Source organism: Citrobacter sp. CRE-46 (assembly GCF_059615875.1).
The window spans coordinates 4,539,773-4,563,818 of record NZ_CM184341.1 but is presented as its reverse complement, the minus strand read 5'-3'; the positions used below and the strand labels follow the sequence as shown (position 1 = coordinate 4,563,818).

Genomic DNA, 24,046 nt, shown 5'->3' with positions numbered 1-24,046 from the left:
CTGAGTGATTTTATCGCAAATGATGCACGACCTGGTTGCTGCTACCGCGCCAGATCAGCGCCGGGTCTTTGAGGTCCTGCACAAATTTGCCATCTACCAGCACATTGATGAGATTGACCACCTGCATCTGTGCGGCGTTGAGTTCATCTAGCGTGTAGCCGGTCCATACCCAGATATCTTTCCCCGGACACTCAGCGCGAATACGTTGTACCAGTTGCAGAATATCCGGCACGTTTTGCGGATGCAGCGGATCGCCGCCCGACAGCGAAATACCCTGACGGTGAATACGCGTGTCGTTCAGATCGGCAATGATCTTATCTTCCATCTCTTTGGTAAACGGTTCGCCGGAATTGAGCCGCCAGGTGCTTTTGTTATAGCAACCGGGGCATTCGTGCACGCACCCTGACACAAACAGGGTGCATCGGGTTCCTGGGCCGTTGACGATATCGACAGGATAGTATTGATGGTAGCGCATAGAGGATGTCCAGAAAGCATGTAGGCCGGATAAGGTGCTTGCACCGCATCCGGCAACATTGTGATGCCTGATGGCGACGCGATTGCGTCTTATCAGGCCTACGGCCTTTGCAAACGGATATTAACCGATCTGCCCATTGCCTAAATGCTTAACGCGGCGCTTCACTTCTTCCTGCTTACCGGCGTTAAACGGACGTGCGTCCGGGCTGCCTAAATAACCGCACACGCGGCGGGTGACCGACACGCGCGCGGCGTCGTGGTTACCACACTTCGGGCAGGTGAAGCCTTTACTGGTGCACTCGAACTCACCGGTAAAGCCGCACTCGTAGCATTCATCGATTGGCGTGTTGGTGCCGTAATACGGCACGTGCTGATAGCTGTAATCCCAAACGTCTTCCAGCGCTTTCAGGTTGTGCTGAATATTCGGGTACTCGCCGTAGCAAATGAAGCCCCCGCTCGCCAGCGGCGGGTACGGCGCTTCGAAATCGATCTTGTCGTACGGGTTCACCTTTTTCTCCACGTCGAGGTGGAAGCTGTTGGTGTAGTAACCTTTGTCGGTTACGCCCGGCACCACGCCAAACTCGGCGGTATCCAGACGGCAGAAGCGGTCACACAGGTTTTCACTCGGCGTGCTGTACAGGCTAAAGCCATAGCCGGTCTCGTCTTTCCACTGATCGACCGCCTGACGCAGACGTTCCACAATGGCGATACCTTTGGCGCGCAGCTGCTCGCTGTCATAGACATGTTTGTCGCCAAACAGCGCGTTGATGGTCTCATGAATGCCGATGTAGCCCAGAGAGATAGAGGCGCGACCATTTTTAAAGATCTCAGACACGTCATCGTCCGCTTTCAGACGCACGCCGCAGGCACCTTCCATGTACAGAATGGGCGCAACGCGGGCTTTTACGCCTTCCAGACGCGCGATACGGGTCATCAGCGCTTTACGCGCCAGCACCAGACGGTCGTCGAGCAGTTTCCAGAAGGTGGCTTCATCGCCATGGGCTTCCAGCGCGATACGCGGCAGGTTGAGGCTGATAACGCCGAGGTTGTTGCGACCATCGTGAACCTGTTCGCCGTTCTCGTTTTCCCAGACGCCGAGGAAGCTGCGGCAGCCCATTGGCGTTTTGAACGAACCGGTGACTTTGACCACCTGATCGTAGTTCAGGATGTCCGGGTACATACGCTTGCTCGCGCACTCCAGCGCCAGCTGCTTGATATCGTAGTTCGGATCGCCAAACTTGTGGTTCAGACCATCGCGAATCGCGAACACCAGTTTCGGGAACACCGCGGTTTTACGGTTTTTACCGAGGCCAGCAATGCGGTTACGCAGAATAGACTGCTGGATCAAACGCGATTCCCAACTGGTGCCCAGGCCAAAACCAAAGGTGACGAACGGCGTCTGACCGTTGGCGGTATGCAGGGTGTTCACTTCATACTCAAGGGACTGGAATGCGTCGTAGCACTCTTTTTCGGTACGGGAATGGGCATAACCGTCAGCGTCCGGGATCTGCCATTCTTCAGCGGTCTTGCGATGTTTATTAAAGCTCTCGGTCACGAACGGCGCGAGAACTTCATCAATACGGTTAATGGTAGTACCGCCATAAATATGGCTGGCAACCTGCGCGATAATTTGCGCGGTCACGGCGGTCGCGGTAGAGATGGATTTTGGCGGCTCAATCTCCGCGTTACCCATCTTAAAGCCCTGCGTCAGCATGCCTTTCAGGTCGATCAGCATGCAGTTAAACATCGGGAAGAACGGCGAGTAGTCGAGATCGTGATAGTGAATATCACCACGCTCGTGCGCCTGGACAACATCACGCGGCAGCAGGTGTTGGCGTGCATAGTGTTTGGCGACGATACCGGCCAGCAGGTCGCGCTGGGTCGGGATCACTTTGCTGTCTTTGTTGGCGTTTTCGTTCAGCAGAGCAGAGTTGGTTTGCTCAACCAGACCACGAATTTCCTGGTTCAGACGGCCACGTTTTTCACGCTGGATATCACGGTCGTGGCGATATTCGATGTACGCACGGGCGAGTTGTTTGTACGGGCCAGACATCAGCTGGTTTTCTACCGCTGTCTGGATCTCGTTGATATCGACCTGGCTGCGCTCATTCATCAGGCTACTAACGACTTCTGCGACGGTGGCACAGTAATCTGCGTCATCGACTCCCGCTGCTTTAGCTGCACGCAGAATGGCTTCTTTGATGCGCTCTGATTTAAACGGCACTTTACAGCCATCTCGTTTCATCACATGCGGTGTCATGATCACTCCATATTTATAAGAACAGGTTATCCACAGAGGTTGGGGAAGCGGCCATGGCTTTATTCATCTCTATTGCCAATGACTTCCCGCAATCCTGACCCACGTTATCCACAATTCCACCGTGAAGCGGTGCATTGTAGTTGTAGCAATTATAGGCGATTAATACAACATATTGGGTCGGCGTGCATTTTAAGTTCTATATGTAGTGATTTGCATCAAGGATGTTTACGATTTTTTTGATGTAGCGCAAAGTAAAAATCGGAGCGTACAGATGACGGGCGCTACAGCCGATTGTAAATTACCCCTGGAAAATTCTGATTAATTATTCAGCAAAAACAGGAAGGTAAGCTGAGCGTAGGCGACAACGCCCGGCCACGCTATGCGTACCGGGCCCGAACATCATTGCAAGCTATTTTTGCACCCACCAGACGGCTTCAAAAGGGCGCAGCGTCATGTCAACGGGTTGGCTGGCGACCTCGGCATAGTTGTGCATCAGCACCTGCCAGTTTCCGTCGGCATGCGTCGGTTGCCAGTTCTGGAAGGTATCGCTCAGGTTGGCTATGACCAGCAGCCGCCGTCCTTGCCATTCGCGCTGATAACACCATACGTGTGGGCTGTCTGGTAACAGATCCTGGTAATCGCCCCAGGTGATAACCGGCTCCGTTTTACGCAGGGCGATCAGCTTCTGATAGGTGTAAAACACAGAATCAGCATCATCAAGCGCCGCTGCAACGTTGATCTCGGCTGCGTTGTCACACAGATTGATCCACGGCTCGCCCGCGGTGAAGCCCGCGTGTTGGCTGGCATCCCACTGCATTGGCGTGCGGCTATTATCGCGGGATTTACTGGCGAGGATTGCCAGCAACTCTTCGGCATCGCGTCCCTGCCCGTTCAGTTCGGCGAACATGTTATGGCTTTCTACATCGCGGTAATCGGTAATCTGGCGGAAGTGCGGGTTGGTCATGCCAATCTCTTCCCCCTGGTAGATATAGGGCGTGCCCTGCATACCGTGCAGCACCATCGCCAGCATTTTGGCGGCGGGCACACGGTATTTCCCTTCATCGCCAAAACGCGACACGATGCGCGGCTGATCGTGGTTACACCAGAACAGCGCATTCCATGCGACGTTGTGCATGCCCTGCTGCCAGTGGCGGAACAGAGTTTTGAGCGCCACGTAGTCCGGTTTGGCTAACGTCCATTTTTCACCGTTGGGGTAATCCACCTTCAGGTGGTGGAAGTTAAAGGTCATCGACAGTTCGCTACCGTCCAGCGCGGCGTATTGCTGACAGTTTTCCAGCGTGGTGGAAGACATTTCGCCGACTGTCATCAGGCTACGTGGGGTGAAAACGTCGCGGTTCATCTCGCGTAAAAACGCATGCGCGCGCGGACCGTCGGTATAAAAACGGCGGCCATCGCCGTCGGGATCGTTCGGGAAGTCCTGATCTTTGGAGATAAGATTGACTACGTCGAGGCGCAGGCCGTCCACGCCGCGATCGGCCCAGAACTCGCACACTTTTTTCAGCTCGGCGCGTACCGCCGGGTTTTGCCAGTTCAGGTCGGCCTGCTCCGGGGCAAAGAGATGCAGATAATACTGCTCGCTTTCGGCGTGCCAGCCCCAGGCGCTGCCGCCAAATTTTGACTGCCAGTTGTTCGGCGGGGTGGTCGGTTCGCCGTCGCGCCAGAGATAAAACTGACGATACGGGCTGTCTTTATCCAGCGCCTCACGAAACCAGGCGTGCTGGGTTGAGGTGTGGTTAAACACCATATCCAGAATAATGCGTATGCCGCGCGCTTTCGCCGCTGCTACCAGTTCGTCAAAGTCTGCAAGCGTGCCGTAAGCCGGGTCAACTGACATGTAGTCGGCGACATCGTAGCCGTTATCAACCTGCGGCGAAATGTAGAACGGCGTCAGCCAGATAGCGTCCACGCCCAGCTTTTGCAGATAGCCGAGGCGCTGCGTTACGCCGCGCAAATCACCCGTGCCGCTGCCGGTGGTGTCCTGAAAACTCTTGGGATACACCTGATAGATAACGCCGTTTTGCCACCAGTGTGGAATATTCATTGCTGTTTCCTGGAGATACGATGGGGCGCAACTGCGCCCCGAAGAAAAGTTACACAATCTGTAATGTGCCCTGACGGTATTTACGCTGGTAGACGAATGAGGTCAGTACCATCGGGATAACGATCGCGATGACCATCGCCATGCCAAACACCTGCCAGTAAGTCGGCTGAATGGAGAGGATGCCCGGCAGGCCGCCGACGCCAATGCCGTTCGCCATCACGCCGTTCAGGCCGCACAGCAGACCAGCGAGACCGGAGCCGATCATCGCGCACAGCATCGGGAAGCGGTATTTCAGGTTGATCCCGTACATCGCCGGTTCCGTTACCCCGAGATAAGCCGAGATCGCCGCAGGTACTGATATTTCGCGTTCATTGTGTTTGCGGCTGGAGATAATGATGCCGACCACCGCAGAAGCCTGAGCGATGTTTGACAGCGCAATCAGCGGCCATACCGGCGTACCGCCCATGCTCTGGATCATCTGCATGTCGATAGCCAGCGTGGTCTGGTGTACGCCGGTGATCACCAGCGGCGCATACAGGAAGCCGAACAGTGCCGCGCCAATCGGCGCAAAGCTGCCGGTCATCAGATGACGAACCGCGAACGCCACGCCGTCGCCGATCATGCGGCCAAACGGACCGATAAACGCGTGCGCAAGGAATACCGCGAGGATCAGCGAGCACACCGGGACGATCACCAGATACAGATAATCCGGGACGATGCGTTTCATGCGCGTTTCAATAAATCCAAGCGCCAGACCGGCCAGCAGGGCCGGAATAACCTGCGCCTGGTAGCCCACTTTCTCTATGCTGAACAGGCCGAAGTTCCACACTTCCGGCACCTGTTGACCGAGCAGATAGGCGTTCATCAGCTGCGGCGAAACCAGGGTCACACCCAGCACAATACCGAGGATCGGCGTACCGCCCATTTTCTTCACCGCTGACCAGCAGATCCCGACAGGCAGATAGAAGAAGATCGCTTCGCCAATCAGCCACAGGAAGTCGTAGAGGGTTTTCAGCGACGGATGCATCTGCGCCAGCGTCTGCCCGTTACTCATTGGCAGATCGCCGATCACATTGCGAAAACCTAAGATCAAGCCGCCGCTAATCAGTGCTGGCAGCAGAGGGAAGAAGATCTCTGCAAAATGAGAAATAAGTTGTTCATGCCACTTCATGTTCTGCCGCGCGGCTTTTTTCGCCTGCTCTTTGTCGGCACTGGCCTGGCCGGTGGTCGCCAGCAGCGCTTTGTAGTAATCGCCCACCTCGGTGCCAATCACCACCTGAAACTGCCCGGCGTTGGTGAAGCACCCTTTGACCATCGGCAACTGCTCTATCTCTTTTGGCCTGGCATTCGCAGGCTGATTCAGCACAAAACGTAGGCGAGTGATGCAGTGGCTCACCGTAGCGATATTGTCGCGCCCGCCTACCAGCTCAATCAGCCGGTCGATGTCTGCTTGTTTTATTTTGCTCATGATGACGTGTATTCCCCGTAGGCCGGATGAGACGCGTTAGGTCGCCATCCGGCAACTCCCGCGTTGTTGGCGCAAGAGTATATCTTCGATGAATATTTAAAAACGGGAACGTTCCCGAAACGCAGCGAAGATCACAAATTAGCGCTCAGAAAGCGATCAGGCGAGGGTGGAGGGAATAACGATTTGTCGCGGTTCGCTACGGCCGTTGATCTGCTCGATCAGCTGCGAGGCCGCTTGTCGTCCGGCTTCGGCGTAACCGGGATCGACGGTGATAATTTCCGGATGGAGGAATTTCATTAGCGGTGTGTTGCCCACACTCGCCAACTGCAGATTATCAATCCGCTGCTCCTGCAGATATTTGCTGACCCCAAGGGCAAGGGTATCCGTCGCACAGACTAAGGCGGTGGTTTCCGGGGTGATGACATTGGCGGCCTGCTCATAGCCCTGCTTCATGGCCAGGCCCGGTAGTGCGGCAACCGGATGCAGTTTGTGTTTCTTACAGAATGCCAGGTAGGCTTCATGACGGCGCTTACCGGTGGTCACGTCGCTATGGGGGACGCCAAGAAAGCTAATATGGCGGTGGTCGCGATCGTATAAACGCTGCATCAGGGTATGAATAGCGCCCTCATCGTCATAGCAGACGGAGGCAAAGCCTTTGGCATCTCTGGCCAGCAGCACCAGAGAATCCTGCCAGGAGGTGAGCATCGTTTCGGTAATGCCGGTAAAACCAAACAGCACCACACCGTCAATATTACGGCGTCTGAGCATGCCCAGATGTTCTTCGACCAGTTCAGGCGAGAACTGGCTTTCCATCATGATCGGATCGTAACCCTGTTCATAAAAAGCGGGCAGCATGGTCTGCACGGCGAGATTTTCTGAAAGAGAATCCAGGCGCGTGACGATAATCGCCACCACCTTGTCGCTTTGCCCACGCATGGCGCGTGCGGAGCGGGAAGGGGAAAAACCGTGCTGATTCATCACCGCTTCGACGCGTTCACGGGTACGTTCGCTGACGCCGCTTTCGTTGTTGAGAACGCGGGAAACCGTGGATTTCCCCACGCCGCTTAAGCGGGCGATGTCTTTAATGGTCAGCCGATTTTGCATCATGTTTTCCCGTGTCGCGTGTGAAGTTATGCCAAAAGAGAATAACTTTACTCAAGCACAGTGCAATGGGCAAAGTCTGGTATACGTTTGGTTTAGTTTCTATGCTTTATCATACCGCCATAATTGCCACAAACCTTATGGTTTTCTGCGTATAATCCGCAGCGCTTATCATTCACTTACCGGAGGCTATATGGATCCCGATCCCACCCCTCTCCCGAGACGGAGAAACACAACTTTCCGGTAAGCCTGTCTTTCACTGTCTTACCGGATGCGTAAGACAGTGACGTTCTGACGTCCCTGTTGTGATTTTAAAATTGCCATCAGGCAAGGCTTTGCCACGCCTGAAAGATTTACTGCGCCTGTTAAGACTGGCGCAGGGGGACTGCCTATGTTCAAAAATATGACTCGCCAGCTGTTTGCCCGGCTTAACCGCCATTTACCACATCGTCTGGTGCATCGCGACCCGTTGCCCAATGCGCAGACCGTTGCCAGCACACCGATCCCGCCCTCGCTGAGCGAACATTGCCTGAAAATGGCGCTGATGGACGAAGCCGCGCTGTGGAAAACGTTTGGCGCACATCCGGAAGGATTAAACGCCGCAGAGGTCGAGAGCGCCCGCGAAATCCATGGCGAAAACCAGTTGCCGGCGCAGAAGCCGTCGCCGTGGTGGGTGCATCTGTGGGTCTGCTACCGCAATCCGTTTAATATTCTGCTGACCATTCTTGGCGCCATTTCCTATGCCACTGAGGATCTGTTTGCTGCTGGCGTAATCGCGCTGATGGTCGCCATCTCGACGCTGCTGAATTTTGTGCAGGAGGCGCGTTCCACCAAAGCGGCAGATGCGCTGAAAGCGATGGTCAGCAACACCGCCACGGTGCTGCGCGTTATCAACGAAAAAGGCGAGAACGGTTGGGTTGAACTGCCGATTGACCAGTTGGTACCCGGTGATGTCATCAAGCTGGCGGCAGGGGATATGATCCCGGCGGATTTACGTATCGTCCAGGCGCGCGATCTGTTTGTGGCGCAGGCTTCGCTGACCGGTGAATCGCTGCCCGTGGAGAAAGTCGCAACCAGCCGCGACCCGCAGCAAAGCAACCCGCTGGAGTGCGATACTCTGTGCTTTATGGGGACCAATGTGGTGAGCGGCACGGCGCAGGCTATCGTGATTTCGACCGGAGCCAATACCTGGTTCGGGCAACTGGCGGGGCGCGTCAGCGAGCAGGAAAGCGAGCAGAATGCCTTCCAGAAAGGGATCAGCCGCGTCAGCATGTTGCTGATCCGCTTTATGCTGGTGATGGCGCCCATTGTGCTCATCATTAACGGCTATACCAAAGGCGACTGGTGGGAGGCGGCGCTGTTTGCGCTGTCTGTTGCGGTGGGGCTGACCCCGGAAATGTTGCCGATGATCGTCACCTCGACGCTGGCGCGCGGGGCGGTGAAGCTGTCTAAACAGAAAGTCATCGTCAAGCACCTTGATGCCATCCAGAACTTTGGCGCGATGGATATCCTGTGCACCGATAAAACCGGGACCCTGACCCAGGATAAAATTGTGCTGGAGAATCATACAGATATTTCCGGCAAACCCAGCGAGCACGTTCTGCATTCCGCGTGGCTGAACAGCCATTACCAGACCGGGCTGAAGAATCTGCTGGATACGGCGGTACTGGAAGGCGTGGATGAGGAATCTGCCCGCCAGCTTTCTACCCGTTGGCAGAAAATCGATGAGATCCCGTTTGATTTTGAACGTCGCCGCATGTCGGTGGTGGTGGCGGAAGAAACGGATGTGCACCACCTGGTGTGCAAAGGCGCGCTGCAGGAGATCCTCAGCGTCTGCACCCAGGTGCGTCACAACGGCGAGATTGTCCCCCTGGATGAGGGCATGCTGCGTCGGGTGAAACGCGTTACCGATACGCTGAACCGTCAGGGGCTGCGCGTAGTGGCGGTGGCCACCAAGTACCTGCCCGCGCGTGAAGGTGATTACCAGCGTATTGATGAGTCGGATCTGATCCTCGAAGGCTATATCGCGTTCCTCGATCCGCCGAAAGAGACCACCGCGCCGGCGCTGAAGGCGCTGAAAGCCAGCGGTATTACGGTGAAAATTCTCACCGGCGATAGCGAGCTGGTGGCGGCAAAAGTGTGCCATGAAGTGGGGCTGGATGCGGGCGATGTGGTGATTGGCAGTAGCATTGAAGGATTAAGCGATGACGAACTGGCAACGCTTGCTCAGCGCACTACGTTGTTTGCCCGCCTGACGCCGATGCACAAAGAGCGCATTGTCACGCTGCTCAAGCGTGAAGGCCACGTGGTTGGCTTTATGGGCGATGGCATCAACGACGCCCCGGCGCTGCGCGCGGCGGACATCGGTATCTCTGTTGATGGCGCGGTCGATATTGCACGTGAAGCGGCGGATATTATCCTGCTGGAAAAGAGCCTGATGGTGCTGGAAGAAGGGGTGATCGAAGGACGCCGTACTTTTTCTAACATGTTGAAGTACATCAAAATGACGGCCAGTTCTAACTTCGGTAATGTGTTTAGCGTGCTGGTGGCGAGCGCCTTTTTACCGTTCCTGCCGATGTTGCCGCTGCACTTACTGATTCAGAACCTGCTGTATGATGTATCCCAGGTGGCGATTCCGTTTGATAACGTCGACGAAGAGCAGATCAAAAAGCCCCAGCGTTGGAATCCCGCCGAACTGGGCCGCTTTATGATCTTCTTTGGGCCGATCAGCTCGATCTTTGACATTCTGACCTTTTGCCTGATGTGGTTTGTCTTCCATGCCAATACGCCAGAGCATCAGACGTTGTTCCAGTCGGGCTGGTTCGTGGTGGGCCTGCTGTCGCAAACGCTGATTGTGCATATGATCCGTACCCGTCGCGTGCCGTTTATCCAAAGTCGCGCCGCATGGCCGCTGATGCTAATGACGCTGGTCGTGATGGTGGTGGGCATTGCATTGCCGTTCTCGCCGCTGGCCAGCTATCTGCAATTGCAGGCGCTGCCGCTGAGCTACTTCCCGTGGCTGATTGCGATTCTGGCGGGCTACATGACATTGACCCAATTAGTGAAAGGTTTTTATAGCCGTCGCTACGGTTGGCAGTAAACATCAAACTTCTCAGCAGGATGGTGTAAATACCATCCTGCATTTCTCTTTTTCATTCGAAAGATATTCTCGCGAAATAGTAGTGTTTTATTTTTATTGAAATGCTAACTGAGGGAATTAGTATCAAATCGCCTTCTTTGCGTTGTTTTTTTATCAATAAAACGATCTGCGTTGCAAAAATGAAACACTGTGCTAAAAATTATTAGCATCTGCGATTTTTTGTGAACGCAGTCATCGAAATAAATTGTTACACCAGCTAGTCTGCGCAGGTAACGTCGTTAAGAAAGTTTCTCGCTGCCCGTTTTAATTCCGGCAGTCATTTGCTCTGCAAGCTATTCCTGTTAATGGATATTATGAACTTCTGGAGAAGGACAAATGAAACTGACAAAAAACCTGTTAAGTCTGTGTATTGGCGCGTCCGTATTACTGGCGAGTCATGCAACGCTGGCACAAACTTTTCGCGCCGCGGATGTGCATCCGGCTGATTACCCGAACGTCGTCGCAGTGAAACATATGGGGGAGAAACTCAGCGCCGCGACCGATGGCCGTCTGGAGATTAAAACATTTCCAGGTGGCGTGTTAGGTGATGAAAAACAGATGATTGAGCAGGCGCAATTAGGCGCTATCGATATTATTCGCGTCTCAATGACGCCTGTTGCCGCTATTCTTCCTGAAATTAACGTATTTACCCTGCCGTATATCTTTCGCGATGAAGACCATATGCATAAGGTCCTTGACGGCATGATCGGTCAGGAGATTGGCGACCGCCTGACGGCCAATACGAAATCGCGGCTGGTATTCCTGGGTTGGATGGACGCCGGGACGCGCAACCTGATTACCAAAAATCCGGTGGTGAAACCGGAAGATTTACACGGTATGAAAATCCGTGTTCAAGGGAGTCCGATAGCGCTGGATACCTTAAAGGCGATGGGCGCTAACGCCATCGTGATGGGTGTCAGCGAAGTGTTTAGCGGTATGCAGACCGGCGTTATTGATGGTACGGAAAATAACCCGCCAACATTTGTTGCGCACAACTATTTACCGGTCGTTAAAAACTATACCTGGAGCAAACACTTTATTATTCCTGAGCTTTTTCTGTTTTCCAAAGCCAAATGGGATAAATTGAAAAAAGAAGACCAGGAACTCATTATTAAGCTCGCCAAAGAAGCGCAGGTTGAACAACGCAAACTTTGGCAAGAATATAATGCGAAATCTCAGGAAACTATGAAAGCCAATGGCGTTCAGTTCCACGATATTGATACGGACTATTTCTATAAAGCCACGCAGTCAGTGCGGGATAATTACGGTAAAGACCACCAGGATTTGATCAAACGTATTCAGGATGTGAAGTAATTCATCAGGCGGAGGGGAGCAATCCTCTGCCTGAGTATTTTGATTAATTCGAGGTGATAATTATGGGTGAATGCTATTCATCGGTAATGGATTTTCTTTATCGGGTCTCTATGTGGATTGCTGGTGTCGCATTATTGGTTATGGTCGCCATTATCCCTATTGGCATATTTGCACGCTATGTCCTGAACAATGCCCTGTCATGGCCTGAACCGGTCGCCATTCTTTGTATGGTGACGTTCACCTTTATTGGCGCGGCGGTGAGCTATCGCGCAGGTTCGCATATCGCGGTGAGCATGGTGATTGACCGTCTGGGGGAGTCCGCCCGTCGTTACTGCTCGATTGTCGCAGATATCATGTTGGTGGCGATCAGCCTGTTTATTCTCTGGTATGGAATCAATCTGTGTCTTGAGCTGTGGGACCAGCCTGTCGCGGAATTCCCGCTTTTAAGCGCCGGGCAAAACTATCTGCCGTTGCCGATTGGCTCCGCCATCACGCTGCTGTTTATCGCAGAAAAGATTTTCCGCGGCCCGCAATATCAACGTCCCGTTGTCATGCTGGGTTCAACCAGCTAGTTACCGCCCCCATTTCATTAAGGAAAGCAGATGGATGCATTTATTCTCGTCTTTACGCTTGGCATTATGCTGGCGATTGGGGTACCGGTAGCGTACGCGGTTGGCATTAGCGCCATCATTGGAGCCTGGTATATTGATATTCCGCTGGAAGCCGTGATGATCCAACTGACCAGCGGAGTAAACAAGTTTTCGCTGCTGGCGATCCCATTCTTTATTCTGGCCGGGGCAATCATGGCGGAAGGGGGAATCGCGCGCCGCCTGGTGAATTTTGCCTATATTTTCGTTGGCTTTATCCGCGGCGGGCTGTCGCTGGTAAATATCGTCGCCTCGACCTTTTTTGGCGCAATTTCAGGATCGTCGGTGGCCGATACCGCTTCTATCGGTTCAGTGATGATCCCGGAGATGGACAAAAAAGGCTACCCGCGCGACTTTGCCGCGGCGGTAACCGCCAGCGGCTCGGTGCAGGCGATCCTCACGCCGCCCAGCCATAACTCGGTTATCTACTCGCTGGCAACGGGCGGGACGGTGTCGATTGCCGCGCTGTTCATCGCCGGGATCCTGCCGGGCCTGTTGCTGAGCTTTAGCCTGATGGTGATGTGCGTGGCTTTTGCCCATAAACGCGGTTATCCAAAAGGGGAGCGCGTACCGTTTCGCCAGGCGCTGAAGATTTTCGTCGATACGCTGTGGGGATTAATGACGGTGGTGATCATCATGGGCGGGATCCTGTCAGGTATCTTTACCGCAACGGAATCCGCGGCGATTGCCTGTCTGTGGGCCTTCTTTGTCACCATGTTTATCTATCGTGACTATAAATGGTCTGAGCTGCCGAAGCTGATGTTCCGCACGGTGAAGACGGTCACTATCGTGATGATCCTGATAGGCTTTGCCGCCGCGTTTGGGGCCGTCATGACCTATATGCAGTTGCCGATGCGGATTACCGAAGCCTTCACCAGCATCTCGGATAACAAATATGTCATCCTGATGTGCATTAACATCATGCTGCTGCTGATCGGTACGCTGATGGACATGGCGCCGCTGATCCTGATCCTGACGCCAGTGCTACTACCGGTGACCAACGCGCTCGGTATTGATCCGGTCCATTTTGGCATGATCATGCTGGTGAACTTAGGGATCGGCCTGATTACGCCGCCGGTGGGGTCGGTGCTGTTTGTGGCCAGTGCGGTGAGTAAGCAGAAAATCGAGCAGGTGGTGAAGGCGATGCTGCCATTCTACCTCGTGCTGTTCCTGGTGCTGATGCTGGTGACATACATTCCGGCGATTTCGCTGTTTCTGCCGAAACTGTTTGGCGTGATGTGATAAATGCCCGGTGGCGCTCGCGCTTACCGGGCCTACAAACTACGCTTGCATAGGCCGGATTACGCGAAGCCGCCATCCGGCACAAGGTGGTTTAGCGACGAACGGCGATCGCTTCAATCTCGATTTTCACGTCTTTCGGCAGACGAGCAACTTCCACGCAAGAACGCGCCGGGAAGGTCGCGTTGTGCTCGGTGAAGAACGCTTCGTAGGTGGCGTTGACGGTAGCGAAATCGTTCAGGTCTTTCACGAAGACGGTCGTTTTAACGATGTCGCCCACTTTCAGACCTGCTGCTTCAACGATAGCTTTTACGTTTTCCAGCGACTGACGCGCCTGAGCGGACACGTCTTCCGCTACGGCGCCGGTTTTCGGATCGACCGGGATCTGACCGGAAGTGATTACCATGCTACCCAGGTCAACACCCTGTACGTATGGGCCGATTGCTGCTGGTGCATTTTCCGTCGCGATAGTCTTGCTCATGATTTCTCCTGAATTACAGCGGTAATAGAATGTTCCCGCTCATTATAGGGAGCAGGGATCTCATAACCAACCCCAATTAGTTGGCCAGCACCACATAATGCGAAAACTCTTTTTCACAGTATTTGCATTTGAGTGCGATGTCATCAGCACGCTTTTTCACTGCAAAACTGGAAGAAACCGGCTCAGCATGACTGATGCAGTTGCTGTTCGGACACACCAGCACGTTGTCGATGCGCTCTGGCAGACTCGGACGTGATTTACCCACAACATCGTAATCGTCAATGCGGTTCACCGTTGCCTGCGGCGCGTACAGAGAGAGTTGGTTAACCTGCTCGTCGGTCAGGAAGGTATTTTCAATTTTGATCAGGTCTTTACGACCCATCTCACCGGACGGCAGGTTCAGACCGATGGTGATTCGCTGGTCGGTTTCTGTCAGCTTGAACAGCGTCAGCAATTTAAAACCAACCTGTGCGGGAATATGGTCAATCACGGTGCCACGTTTGATGGCTTCAACCTGCAGTTTGTTATCGTGTGTCATCTCTTTTTCTCCCTTACAGTGCCAGTTCGCTATTCAGTACCAGTGCCAGTAACGCCTGGCGGGCGAAGATGCCGTTGCCAGCCTGCTGGAAATACCAGGCGTGCGGCGTCTTATCGACGTCGGTGGTGATTTCATCAATACGCGGCAGCGGATGTAGTACCTTCATATTGGCTCTGGCGCCGTTCAGGTCGCTGGCGCGCAGGACAAACTGTGCTTTCACGTTGGCGTATTCGGATGGGTCCAGACGCTCTTTTTGTACGCGGGTCATGTAGAGGATATCGACTTCCGCCATCACCTCTTCGATAGTGCCATGCAGGCTCCAGGCGATGCCCTTTTCAGTCAGCATATCCAGAATGTACTGCGGCATGGCCAGCGCATCCGGGGCGATGAAGTAGAAGCGGTTGCCTTCAAACTTCGCCAGCGCCTGGGTTAAGGAGTGGACGGTGCGGCCATATTTCAGATCACCCACCATAGCGATTTGCAGATTGTCCAGGCGGCCCTGTGTCTCCTGAATGGTAAACAGATCCAGCAGCGTTTGGGTTGGATGCTGGTTAGAGCCGTCGCCCGCGTTAAGAACCGGGACGTTACCAGAGAATTCTGTTGCCAGACGCGCGGCGCCTTCCTGCGGATGACGCATGACGATGGCGTCGACATAGGTGCTGATGACGGAAATGGTGTCAGCCAGCGTTTCGCCTTTTTTGCCCAGAGACGTGTTGCTGCTGTCAGAGAAACCTACCACGCTGGCGCCCAGACGGTGCATAGAAGTTTCAAAGGATAGACGGGTGCGGGTGGACGCCTCAAAGAAGCAACTGGCGATGACCTTATGCTTTAACAGTTCCGGTTGTGGGTTCGCTTTTAATTTCGCCGCCGTTGCGAGGACCAGATTGAGGTCATCGCGGCTGAGGTCGTTTATGGAAATGATGTGTTTTTGATAGAGCGGGTTAGCCATGTTTATCTCCTGACGCCTGGGCAAAAAAAAAGCCCCTCAATTGAGGGGCTCGGAATGGGTGATCAACGGAAAGAAAAACGGCAGGCCAGCGTCCTTTTTCAGACGCGGTAAGACAAAATGTCGTACACACTGAACCATACATCCTCCCGGCAAATTGTCCGCGATTATACTCAGCTACGTTATGGGATCAAGCGAAAAATGCACGATTTATTCATCGCAAACGGTTCTTCTGAATTTTAATTCATTTTAAAGAGATAATTAATCTGCTTGTGAACCAGGCCCGTTCGCTGCACGACGCGCGGCGCGACCCAGACGATACTGCTGCCGGCAATGACGCCCAGAATTTCCGGCAAGGCGTGATAATCGAGGATTCTGGCAACCGCGCGACCATATCCTGCAGCGGTGTGAATGAGGATAAACTCGCTATTGTGTTCTATGCTGACCACCATTTCAGCGATCGATCGCGCCGCATCAGGAGCGGGTCGTGACTGAGGATTGACAGAATAAATTTTTTGCCCTTTTGTATTTCTTATTTTTATGGCCCCAAGCAACTTCAGCAAACGAGACACCGTCGACTGACTAATACTGGTAAAGCCATGGCTTTGCAGATCGCGGCGCAGCGCTTCCTGGGACAGGTAGCTTTTTTCGCTAATCAGGCGCTGACACATCGCCAGCTGTTTTTGCTCTTTGGCAGAGTAATCATCGAATTCCTTCATAAAATCACCTTATATTTCTTATCTGTATCAATGCGATGGCGAAATTCACCACATTTGCAGTATCAATAACGGCTCAAACGGGCGGTTGTGCAGAAAAACGAGAGAACGATCAAAAAAGCCGTCGGATACCGACGGCTAAAAGAGCTACAGCATCGCGCCGATACTCAGGACGACCATGTTCAGTAACGTCAAAATAAGCAGTAACGGAGCGACCCATTTCAGGTAACGCACATAGGGAACGCGCGCGATGGCCAGTCCACCCATCACAACCGCAGAGGTGGGCGTAATCAGATTCACAATGCCGGAAGCGGATTGATACGCGGTGACGACCAGATCCCTCTGTACATGCGCGAAGTCGGCCAGCGGGGCCATAATGGGCATGGTGAGGACCGCCAGCCCAGAGGACGATGGGACCAGGAAGGAGAGCAACACTTCCAGCCAATAGGTCACATTGATGAAAATGGTGGTGGAAAGGCCGGAGACTATATTTTCGGCGCTGTGCAGAATGGTGTGAGTGATCATGCCGTTATCCATCACCACGACGATGCCGCGCGCAATACCGATAATCAGCGCCACGCCAAGCAGATCCCGCGCACCGTCAATGAACGTACTGGTAAATGCCTCTTCACTCATGCGGGCGATTACGCCGACGATAATCGCAGCAGCCAGAAAGACTGCGGATATTTCTGCCATCCACCATCCGAGTACCGCCACCCCATAGATCATTACCGCAAAGGCGGCGGCGAAAATCAGCAAGATCCATTTCCGCGTTGCCGTGAATTCCAGATTGGTATTGGCGCGACTACCGAGAAAATGGGCGCGGTTTTCCTCCATTTTATCCGCCACGATAGACAGCTCAGGATGGCTGCGAACTTTCCGGGCATAGCGCATGACCCACACCACGCAGATCACATAGCCGACGACCAGCAGCAGAATGCGCATCAGCATTCCCTGGGTGAAGGGGATCCCGGCCGCGTTGGCTGCGATAACCGTTGCGAACGGGTTAATGGTCGAACCGAGTGTGCCGATACCTGCGCCGAGCAAAACGGTCGCAGCAGCGACCAGTGGATCAAAGCGGGCCGCCATCATTACCGGGACGAGCAGCGTGTAAAAAGGTAGCGACTCTTCCGCCATCCCGTAAATCGTACCGCCGGCGGCGAAAAGTCCCATCAGGATGGGGATCATCCACTCTTCTTTTCCATTAAGCCTGACCGTCACGCGTTCGATACCGGCGTCGATGGCCCCCGTTTTATTTACCACGCCGAGAAAACCGCCGATGATCAGGACAAACAGCGCCACATCAATGGCGCCGGCGGTGTAGGTCTCGTGATTATAAAGACCGTCAATTGGCGCCAGCAGTACAGCGGTAATACCTTGTGGATGCGCCTCTGTGGGGGCATAAGTCCCGGCAACCGGCACTTCTTTACCCAGGGTCGCATTCATCGCCATTTGGTATTTCCCTGCCGGGACAATCCAGGTCATAACAGCGACGAGTGCAATAAGAATAAACAGGATGGTATACGCGCTGGGAAATTTGAATTTGCCCATGATGTTCTCCGGATAGCTTGGGCATATGCCGTCAGGCGACATATGCCCGCAGGGGTTAGTCGCCGAGTGTCGCTACCATGACCGCTTTGATGGTATGCATCCGGTTTTCTGCTTCGTCGAAGACGATGGAGTGTGCTGACTCGAACACCTCTTCCGTGACCTCAAGCCCTTTCAGGCCGTAAGCCGCTTCGATTTCACGCCCAACTTTGGTGTGTTCGTTATGGAAGGCGGGCAGACAGTGCATAAATTTCACATTGGGGTTGCCGGTTGCGTTGATGACTCGCTGGTTAATCTGGTAAGGCGTCATCAGGCTTACGCGTTCTGCCCATGCCTCTTTGGGTTCGCCCATGGAGACCCAGACATCGGTATAGAGGAAATCCACGTCGTAAACGCCTTCCTCAACGTCCTCCGTGAGCGTAATGCGCGCGCCTGTCACGCTGGCGATTTCACGGCATTCGGCAACCAGCGTCTCATCCGGCCAGAAGGATTTAGGGGCGACGAGGCGGATGTCCATCCCCATTTTCGCCGCGCCAACCATCAGCGAATTACCCATGTTATTGCGGGCGTCACCGAGGTAGGCGAAGCTCAGTTCAGGTAAGGTTTTGCCCGGCGCGTGTTCCAGCATGGTCATCAGATCCGCAAGGATCTGCGTAGGGTGAAATTCGTTGGTCAGTCCGTTCCATACCGGAACACCGGCGAACTGCCCCAGTTCTTCGACGATCTCCTGGCCATATCCGCGATATTCGATACCGTCGTACATACGGCCTAACACGCGGGCGGTATCTTTCATCGATTCTTTGTGACCAATCTGTGAGCCGCTTGGGCCGAGATAGGTCACCTGCGCGCCCTGATCAAAAGCGCCAACTTCAAAGGCGCAACGGGTGCGGGTTGAGGTTTTTTCGAAGATGAGCGCGATATTTTTACCGACCAGCGTCTGTCTTTCGCGTCCGGCCTTTTTCGCCGTTTTTAATTCGATAGCCAGATCGATCAGGTACTGGATCTCTGCCGGGGTGTAGTCGAGCAATTTAAGAAAATTGCGATTTTTTAAGTTAACAGTCATCAGAATGTCCTTATGTAGGCCGGATAAGGCGCAGTCGCCTATCCGGCAAAAATGGGTCACGCGTCGTAAGCAATGGTTTCGGGCCGAATCAATGTGCCTTTCTCTCCCGAGAGAATGGCCGGGCCGTCGGCCAAGGAGCCGATGCCTGCTATCCCCTGGCATTGAGAGACAAAATTCGCGCAGGCGGTAACTTTCGGCCCCATAGAACCGGCGTCGAACTGCATCTCGCCGAGTATTTCGGGGGTGACCTGAGCCAGAGGGCGCTGGGTGGGGTTGCCCCAGTCGAGGTACACCGCGTCGGCATCGGTCAGGATGAGCAACGCATCAGCATGAAGCTGGCTGGCGAGTAGGGCGGCGGAGAGATCTTTGTCGATCACGGCTTCAATGCCGTGGTAGCCATCGGCTTTTTCCACGACCGGCACACCGCCGCCGCCATTGCAGATGACCAGATGATCGCGGGCGATCAACGCCTGGATCGCGTCACTTTCAACAATGCGTTTGGGCTGCGGAGAGGGCACAACGCGACGGAACGCTTTACCATCGGCTTTGAAAACCCAGCCTTTTTCCACCTGTAATGCACTGGCCTGGGTTTGGTCGTAAATGGGGCCGATATATTTGGTGGGATTGCTGAAGGCTGGATCGTGGGCATCGACTTCAACCTGCGTCAGCAGGACGCTAATTTCTCGCTGTGGAAGCTGGTTTTTCAGCGCCTGTTGCAACATATAGCCAATCATTCCCTGACTTTCCGCGCCGAGAATGTCGAGCGGATAGGGGGTGACGCTGGCGTAAGCGCTGTTTTGTAACGCCAGCAGTCCAACCTGTGGGCCATTGCCGTGTACCAGAATCACACGCCACTGTTGCGTAAGCCGGGCGATGGTTTTTGCCGCCAGCTCAATATTCTTACGTTGGATGTCTGCTTCCAGCGGCTCGCCGCGTTTGAGCAGCGCGTTGCCGCCCAGAGCCACAACCAGGGTCGGTTTATTTTCCATGACGTCTCCTTAAATACCGTCGCGTTCCAGTGGGCAGCTCATGCAGCGCGCGCCGCCGCGTCCGCGTCCAAGTTCGTCGCCAGGAATGGGTAAAACGGTGATGCCGGCTTTGTCGTATTTCTCGTTGGTCCAGATATTGCGCTCGTAACCCACAACCACGCCGGGACGTAGCGTCAGGACGTTGTTGGCGTCATTCCACTGTTCACGTTCGGCTTCGAAGGCGTCACCGCCGGTGGTAATCAGGCGAATTTGATCGAGCCCCAGCGCTTTTTCCAGCGCATGAACCAGCGTACTTTCCTGCGTCCGTTTCAGGCCGCCGCGCCCGTCTGGCGTCAGAGTCCAGCACTGCACGTCCGGGCGCACCACTTCCGGGTAGACAGAGAAGGTATCGATATCGATGTGGGTCATCACCGTGTCGAGATGCATACAGGAACGATGCTTAGGCAGTTCGACCGCGATGACGCGCTCTGCCTGGCGATGCTTGAAGAGTGATTGGGCAAGGAACTCGATTCCTTGTGGCGTGGTGCGCTCAGACATGCCAATAAGTACCGCACCGCGACCAATGACCAGCACATCTCCACCTTCTAATGTGGCGTGGTCGTAATTAATATTTTCATCACCGAAATATTTAATAAATTCACCATCGGCAAATTGCGGGTGCCAGCGGTAAATCGCCCGCAGATTATTAGTTTCTCGTTGCCGGGCGGTTTTAGCCATCGGATTAATCGACACGCCGTTATATATCCAGCAGGAGGTGTCGCGGGTAAATAAATGATTGGGCAATGGCTTCATAATAAAATCATTAATATCATGAGTATCCACCACCATATTTTTTATAGAGGCAGGGATTTCGCCATAGGTCAGCCCGCCGCTTAAATGCCGTGCCAGTTCCCGGTGCTGCATGTCCGCAAGCCAGGCGCGGACATCGGCGGCGAAAGTGGGTCCAAGGCGATAATCAGAAATTTGCGTATCCAGCAGCCAGCTTTTAGCGTCGGGAATATCCAGGGTTTGTGTTAATAAATCAGTGAGTAACAGAACCTCAATTCCCTCCTGGCGCAGCGTGTTGGCGAAAATGTCGTGCTCTTCACCTGCACGTTCTACCGAAAGCACATCATCAAAAAGCAGCTCCTGACAGTTGGATGGCGTCAGCCTTTTTAAGCTGAGATTAGGGCGATGCAGCATCACGCTACGTAATTGACCGATTTCAGAACCGACATAATGCTTTTCCATCATTATTCCTTTAATACGATTTTAAAAAATAAAGAGGAGATGGCTGCAAATGCAATTTATTGCAGTCATGATTTTTCAGCTGATTTCAGAATCTATATTTAGATGTTATTTGATACGGAAACGTGATTTGTTTCACAGTCGGTTCGATATTTGAATTTGCTTTCCTAATATATGAGATGGCTCTGAGATTTTAAAAAATAATAAATTCAATAACTGAATTGCTACGCATGAATATGTCTTGTTATTTATCTATGTTAATTTTATGTACATTTTTAAAAATATATACACTTAATAATCATTTGATTTTTATGTATTTTTTATTATGAGATGAATGTTTATGCGGTTCTGTGATTCTATTATTTGTACGGGACAGTTTATTGCCAAATAAATATGGTGGTGAACAAAGCGAGCGGGGGAGGTGTGAATTGTGATCGACGGCTGGGTTTTATCATAACACGTTCAAAACCAGCAAGTTACCAGCAAAGAGAAAAATGAGGGGGTAAGAGTTATGCAGTGTTTATGCATAACCTGATGCGTTAGGTTAACAACTATCTAACATCATCAGCGATAAACATGCGTTGCCACAAAATATCGGTAATTAGGAGTGGTATGGCAGGCCGTTTTTTCGTATAACAATAAAAATGAAACGATGTTTTAATAAAGGGGTTTGAGATGATTGTCGGCAATATTCACAACCTGGGTGCCTGGCTGCCGGAAGAGCTGCGTCAGGCGATTGAGCACATTAAAACGCATGTTACGGATGCGACGGAAAAGGGTAAGCATGACATTGATGGCGATCGCCTGTTTTATCTGATTGCCGAAGATATGACGGAGCCGTTTGCACAGCGCCGTGCCGAGTACCATGCCCGCTATCTGGATATTCAGATCCTGCTCAAAGGGCAGGAAGGCATGACCTTCAGTACGCAGCCTGCGGGCGCGCCGGAAACTGACTGGCTGGCGGATAAAGACATTGCCTTCCTGCCGGAAGGGGCACAGGAGAAAACGGTGGTGCTGAACGAAGGTGACTTTGTGGTGTTCTATCCGGGGGAAGTGCATAAACCGCTGTGCGCAGTCGGCGCTCCGGCGCTGGTACGCAAAGCGGTGGTGAAATTGCGGGTGGAATAAGCGTATTTGCCGGGGGGCGGCTTCGCCTTGCCCGGCCTACGGTAGCGCGGTTGTAGGCCGGATAAGATGCTGAGCATCGCCATCCGGCAAATCAATCACGCAATGCTATCATTTGGAAAGCGTCGCCACCATTACTGCTTTAATGGTGTGCATCCGGTTTTCCGCCTGATCAAATACGATGCTGGCGGGTGACTCAAAGACGTCGTCGGTCACTTCCATCCCGCCGTGCAAACCGTACTGTTGCGCCATTTGTTTGCCAAGCGTGGTTTGATCGTCATGGAACGCGGGCAGGCAGTGCAGAAATTTCACCTGCGGATTGCCGGTGAGCGCCATCATCGCGCTGTTTACCTGATATTTGCGCAGCAGCGCAATACGCTCGGCCCACTTCTCTTTCGCTTCGCCCATTGACACCCATACGTCGGTGTAGATGAAGTCCGCACCTTTTACGCCCGTGGCGACATCTTCCGTCAGCGTAATATTGCCACCGTTTTTCTGTGCCAGCGCTTTGCATTCTGCCACCAGACTCTCATCCGGCCAGCAGGCCTGCGGCGCAACCAGACGCAGATCTAACCCGGTTAACGCGGCGGCTTCCAGCATTGAATTGCCCATATTGTTACGGGCATCGCCGGTGTAGACTAACGTCATCTCATTAAATGCTTTACCCGGCAGGTGTTCCTGCATAGTTAACAAATCCGCCAGTAACTGGGTGGGATGAAACTCGTTAGTTAATCCATTCCACACCGGCACCCCGGCATATTCCGCCAGCGTTTCCACCACTTCCTGACCGTGACCCCGATACTGAATACCGTCGTACATACGCCCGAGTACGCGGGCGGTATCTTTAATCGACTCTTTATGCCCAATCTGGCTGCCGCTTGGCCCGAGATACGTTACGCGAGCGCCCTGATCGTATGCGGCAACTTCGAAAGAGCAACGAGTACGAGTCGAGTCTTTTTCGAAGATGAGCGCGATATTTTTACCGGTGAGTTGAGCGACCTCGGTGCCGTTTTTCTTATCTGCCTTGAGCTGCGCGGCGAGCTTGAGCAGTGACGTGAGTTCAGCAGAGGTGAAATCAAGCAGTTTCAAAAAGTGCTTCTGATAAAACGTAGACATGGTTTCCTCACATGGCTTAAGCCATTTATTGAATTAAAATTCAATTTATATGGATGTTTATTCATTTGCAACCTTGTTTAACAAATCTTTCCTGGAAAGGTGGAGGCAATGACAGCGGTATGTGACAATAAGAGTATCGGCAGGACATTATGAGGAACGAGCCATGGCAAACCCGGAACTACTGGAAGAGCAGCGTGAAGAAACACGCTTGATTATTGAAGAGTTACTCGAAGATGGCAGCGATCCAGACGCGCTGTACACTATCGAGCATCACCTTTCCGCGGACGACTTTGAAACCCTGGAAAAAGCGGCAGTAGAAGCCTTCAAGCTGGGTTATGAAGTGACCGAGCCGGAAGAGCTTGAAGTCGAAGAAGGCGACACGGTTATTTGTTGTGACATCCTCAGCGAATGCGCCCTGAATGCCGAGCTGATTGACGCTCAGGTTGAGCAACTGATGAACCTGGCTGAAAAATTTGAAGTGGAATACGACGGTTGGGGAACCTATTTTGAAGACCCGAACGGCGAAGAAGGTGAAGATGGCGACGATGAAGACTTCGTCGACGAAGATGATGACGGCGTGCGTCACTAAGTCA

The 24,046-nt window shown here is 53.2% G+C and carries 24 protein-coding genes; 8 read left to right on the top strand and 16 right to left on the bottom strand.

Going from position 1 to position 24,046, the window contains the following annotated elements:
- Positions 1-10: 10 nt before the first annotated feature.
- The 5 genes from nrdG to treR all read right to left on the bottom strand — a co-directional run bounded on the left by nrdG (position 11) and on the right by treR (position 7,368).
- Complete coding sequence (gene nrdG, locus AC534G_RS22160; protein ID WP_110496139.1) at positions 11-475, bottom strand: anaerobic ribonucleoside-triphosphate reductase-activating protein; 465 nt, start codon at positions 473-475, stop codon at positions 11-13.
- Positions 476-595: 120 nt separating this feature from the next.
- Positions 596-2,734: an anaerobic ribonucleoside-triphosphate reductase gene (gene nrdD / locus AC534G_RS22155; RefSeq protein ID WP_038636715.1), complete on the bottom strand. Its 2,139-nt coding sequence runs from the start codon at positions 2,732-2,734 to the stop codon at positions 596-598.
- Positions 2,735-3,143: 409 nt separating this feature from the next.
- On the bottom strand, positions 3,144-4,796 hold the full coding sequence (treC, locus tag AC534G_RS22150; protein WP_110496138.1) for an alpha,alpha-phosphotrehalase: 1,653 nt from the start codon (positions 4,794-4,796) through the stop codon (positions 3,144-3,146).
- A gap of 49 nt (positions 4,797-4,845) precedes the next feature.
- Positions 4,846-6,264 carry a PTS trehalose transporter subunit IIBC gene (treB, locus tag AC534G_RS22145; protein WP_038636721.1) on the bottom strand — a complete coding sequence of 473 codons (1,419 nt, stop codon included), beginning with the start codon at positions 6,262-6,264 and terminating at the stop codon, positions 4,846-4,848.
- A 156-nt stretch (positions 6,265-6,420) separates the two neighbouring features.
- Positions 6,421-7,368: a trehalose operon repressor TreR gene (gene treR, locus AC534G_RS22140; RefSeq protein WP_038636723.1), complete on the bottom strand. Its 948-nt coding sequence runs from the start codon at positions 7,366-7,368 to the stop codon at positions 6,421-6,423.
- Between treR and mgtL the strand changes: the two genes are divergently transcribed.
- From mgtL to AC534G_RS22115, 5 genes are all read left to right on the top strand, one after another.
- The gene (gene mgtL, locus AC534G_RS22135) at positions 7,340-7,612 is read left to right on the top strand and encodes a mgtA regulatory leader peptide MgtL (protein ID WP_353655520.1); all 273 of its coding nucleotides are present in this window, start codon (positions 7,340-7,342) and stop codon (positions 7,610-7,612) included. The genes treR and mgtL overlap by 29 nt on opposite strands.
- A 144-nt stretch (positions 7,613-7,756) precedes the next feature.
- Positions 7,757-10,465 (top strand): magnesium-translocating P-type ATPase, encoded by a 2,709-nt coding sequence (gene mgtA / locus AC534G_RS22130; protein WP_069324770.1) that lies wholly within the window; start codon positions 7,757-7,759, stop codon positions 10,463-10,465.
- A 375-nt stretch (positions 10,466-10,840) separates the two neighbouring features.
- Entirely contained in the window at positions 10,841-11,818 is a 978-nt protein-coding gene (locus AC534G_RS22125; RefSeq protein WP_110496137.1) for a TRAP transporter substrate-binding protein, read from the top strand.
- A gap of 62 nt (positions 11,819-11,880) precedes the next feature.
- Positions 11,881-12,390, top strand: a complete 510-nt coding sequence (locus AC534G_RS22120) for a TRAP transporter small permease (protein ID WP_038636733.1) — start codon at positions 11,881-11,883, stop codon at positions 12,388-12,390.
- A 30-nt stretch (positions 12,391-12,420) separates the two neighbouring features.
- Entirely contained in the window at positions 12,421-13,707 is a 1,287-nt protein-coding gene (locus AC534G_RS22115) for a TRAP transporter large permease (protein ID WP_003839607.1), read from the top strand.
- Positions 13,708-13,798: 91 nt separating this feature from the next.
- Here the strand turns inward: AC534G_RS22115 and ridA are convergent, their stop codons facing one another.
- The 4 genes from ridA to pyrL all read right to left on the bottom strand — a co-directional run bounded on the left by ridA (position 13,799) and on the right by pyrL (position 15,810).
- Positions 13,799-14,185 (bottom strand): 2-iminobutanoate/2-iminopropanoate deaminase, encoded by a 387-nt coding sequence (gene ridA / locus AC534G_RS22110; RefSeq protein ID WP_000047544.1) that lies wholly within the window; start codon positions 14,183-14,185, stop codon positions 13,799-13,801.
- 76 nt (positions 14,186-14,261) lie between these two features.
- The gene (pyrI, locus tag AC534G_RS22105; protein WP_003025816.1) at positions 14,262-14,723 is read right to left on the bottom strand and encodes an aspartate carbamoyltransferase regulatory subunit; all 462 of its coding nucleotides are present in this window, start codon (positions 14,721-14,723) and stop codon (positions 14,262-14,264) included.
- Between the two features lie 13 nt (positions 14,724-14,736).
- The gene (pyrB, locus tag AC534G_RS22100; protein WP_038636743.1) at positions 14,737-15,672 is read right to left on the bottom strand and encodes an aspartate carbamoyltransferase; all 936 of its coding nucleotides are present in this window, start codon (positions 15,670-15,672) and stop codon (positions 14,737-14,739) included.
- A gap of 36 nt (positions 15,673-15,708) precedes the next feature.
- On the bottom strand, positions 15,709-15,810 hold the full coding sequence (gene pyrL / locus AC534G_RS22095) for a pyr operon leader peptide (RefSeq protein WP_003025819.1): 102 nt from the start codon (positions 15,808-15,810) through the stop codon (positions 15,709-15,711).
- Here pyrL and AC534G_RS22090 point away from each other — a divergent pair.
- Positions 15,790-15,912 carry a hypothetical protein gene (locus tag AC534G_RS22090; RefSeq protein WP_087857458.1) on the top strand — a complete coding sequence of 41 codons (123 nt, stop codon included), beginning with the start codon at positions 15,790-15,792 and terminating at the stop codon, positions 15,910-15,912. The genes pyrL and AC534G_RS22090 overlap by 21 nt on opposite strands.
- Here the strand turns inward: AC534G_RS22090 and AC534G_RS22085 are convergent.
- The 5 genes from AC534G_RS22085 to arcA form a co-directional block, all read right to left on the bottom strand.
- Entirely contained in the window at positions 15,909-16,388 is a 480-nt protein-coding gene (locus AC534G_RS22085) for an arginine repressor (protein WP_038636746.1), read from the bottom strand. The genes AC534G_RS22090 and AC534G_RS22085 overlap by 4 nt on opposite strands.
- A 144-nt stretch (positions 16,389-16,532) precedes the next feature.
- Positions 16,533-17,936, bottom strand: coding sequence for a YfcC family protein (locus AC534G_RS22080; protein WP_038636748.1), 1,404 nt, complete (start codon positions 17,934-17,936; stop codon positions 16,533-16,535).
- Between the two features lie 55 nt (positions 17,937-17,991).
- Positions 17,992-18,996 carry an ornithine carbamoyltransferase gene (argF, locus tag AC534G_RS22075; RefSeq protein ID WP_085048409.1) on the bottom strand — a complete coding sequence of 335 codons (1,005 nt, stop codon included), beginning with the start codon at positions 18,994-18,996 and terminating at the stop codon, positions 17,992-17,994.
- A gap of 56 nt (positions 18,997-19,052) precedes the next feature.
- Positions 19,053-19,985, bottom strand: a complete 933-nt coding sequence (gene arcC, locus AC534G_RS22070; RefSeq protein WP_110496136.1) for a carbamate kinase — start codon at positions 19,983-19,985, stop codon at positions 19,053-19,055.
- Between the two features lie 9 nt (positions 19,986-19,994).
- Positions 19,995-21,215, bottom strand: coding sequence for an arginine deiminase (arcA, locus tag AC534G_RS22065; protein ID WP_038636756.1), 1,221 nt, complete (start codon positions 21,213-21,215; stop codon positions 19,995-19,997).
- A 672-nt stretch (positions 21,216-21,887) separates the two neighbouring features.
- Between arcA and AC534G_RS22060 the strand changes: the two genes are divergently transcribed.
- Entirely contained in the window at positions 21,888-22,340 is a 453-nt protein-coding gene (locus tag AC534G_RS22060; protein WP_038636759.1) for a YhcH/YjgK/YiaL family protein, read from the top strand.
- Between the two features lie 108 nt (positions 22,341-22,448).
- Here the strand turns inward: AC534G_RS22060 and argF (AC534G_RS22055) are convergent, their stop codons facing one another.
- Both argF (AC534G_RS22055) and argL read right to left on the bottom strand, forming a co-directional pair.
- Positions 22,449-23,453: an ornithine carbamoyltransferase gene (gene argF / locus AC534G_RS22055; RefSeq protein WP_038636762.1), complete on the bottom strand. Its 1,005-nt coding sequence runs from the start codon at positions 23,451-23,453 to the stop codon at positions 22,449-22,451.
- Positions 23,423-23,518, bottom strand: coding sequence for a putative translational regulatory protein ArgL (gene argL / locus AC534G_RS22050; protein ID WP_371414783.1), 96 nt, complete (start codon positions 23,516-23,518; stop codon positions 23,423-23,425). Before argL ends, argF (AC534G_RS22055) begins: the two co-directional genes overlap by 31 nt.
- Before the next feature lie 98 nt (positions 23,519-23,616).
- Between argL and rraB the strand changes: the two genes are divergently transcribed.
- Positions 23,617-24,042, top strand: coding sequence for a ribonuclease E inhibitor RraB (gene rraB / locus AC534G_RS22045; RefSeq protein ID WP_005134179.1), 426 nt, complete (start codon positions 23,617-23,619; stop codon positions 24,040-24,042).
- Positions 24,043-24,046: the final 4 nt, after the last annotated feature.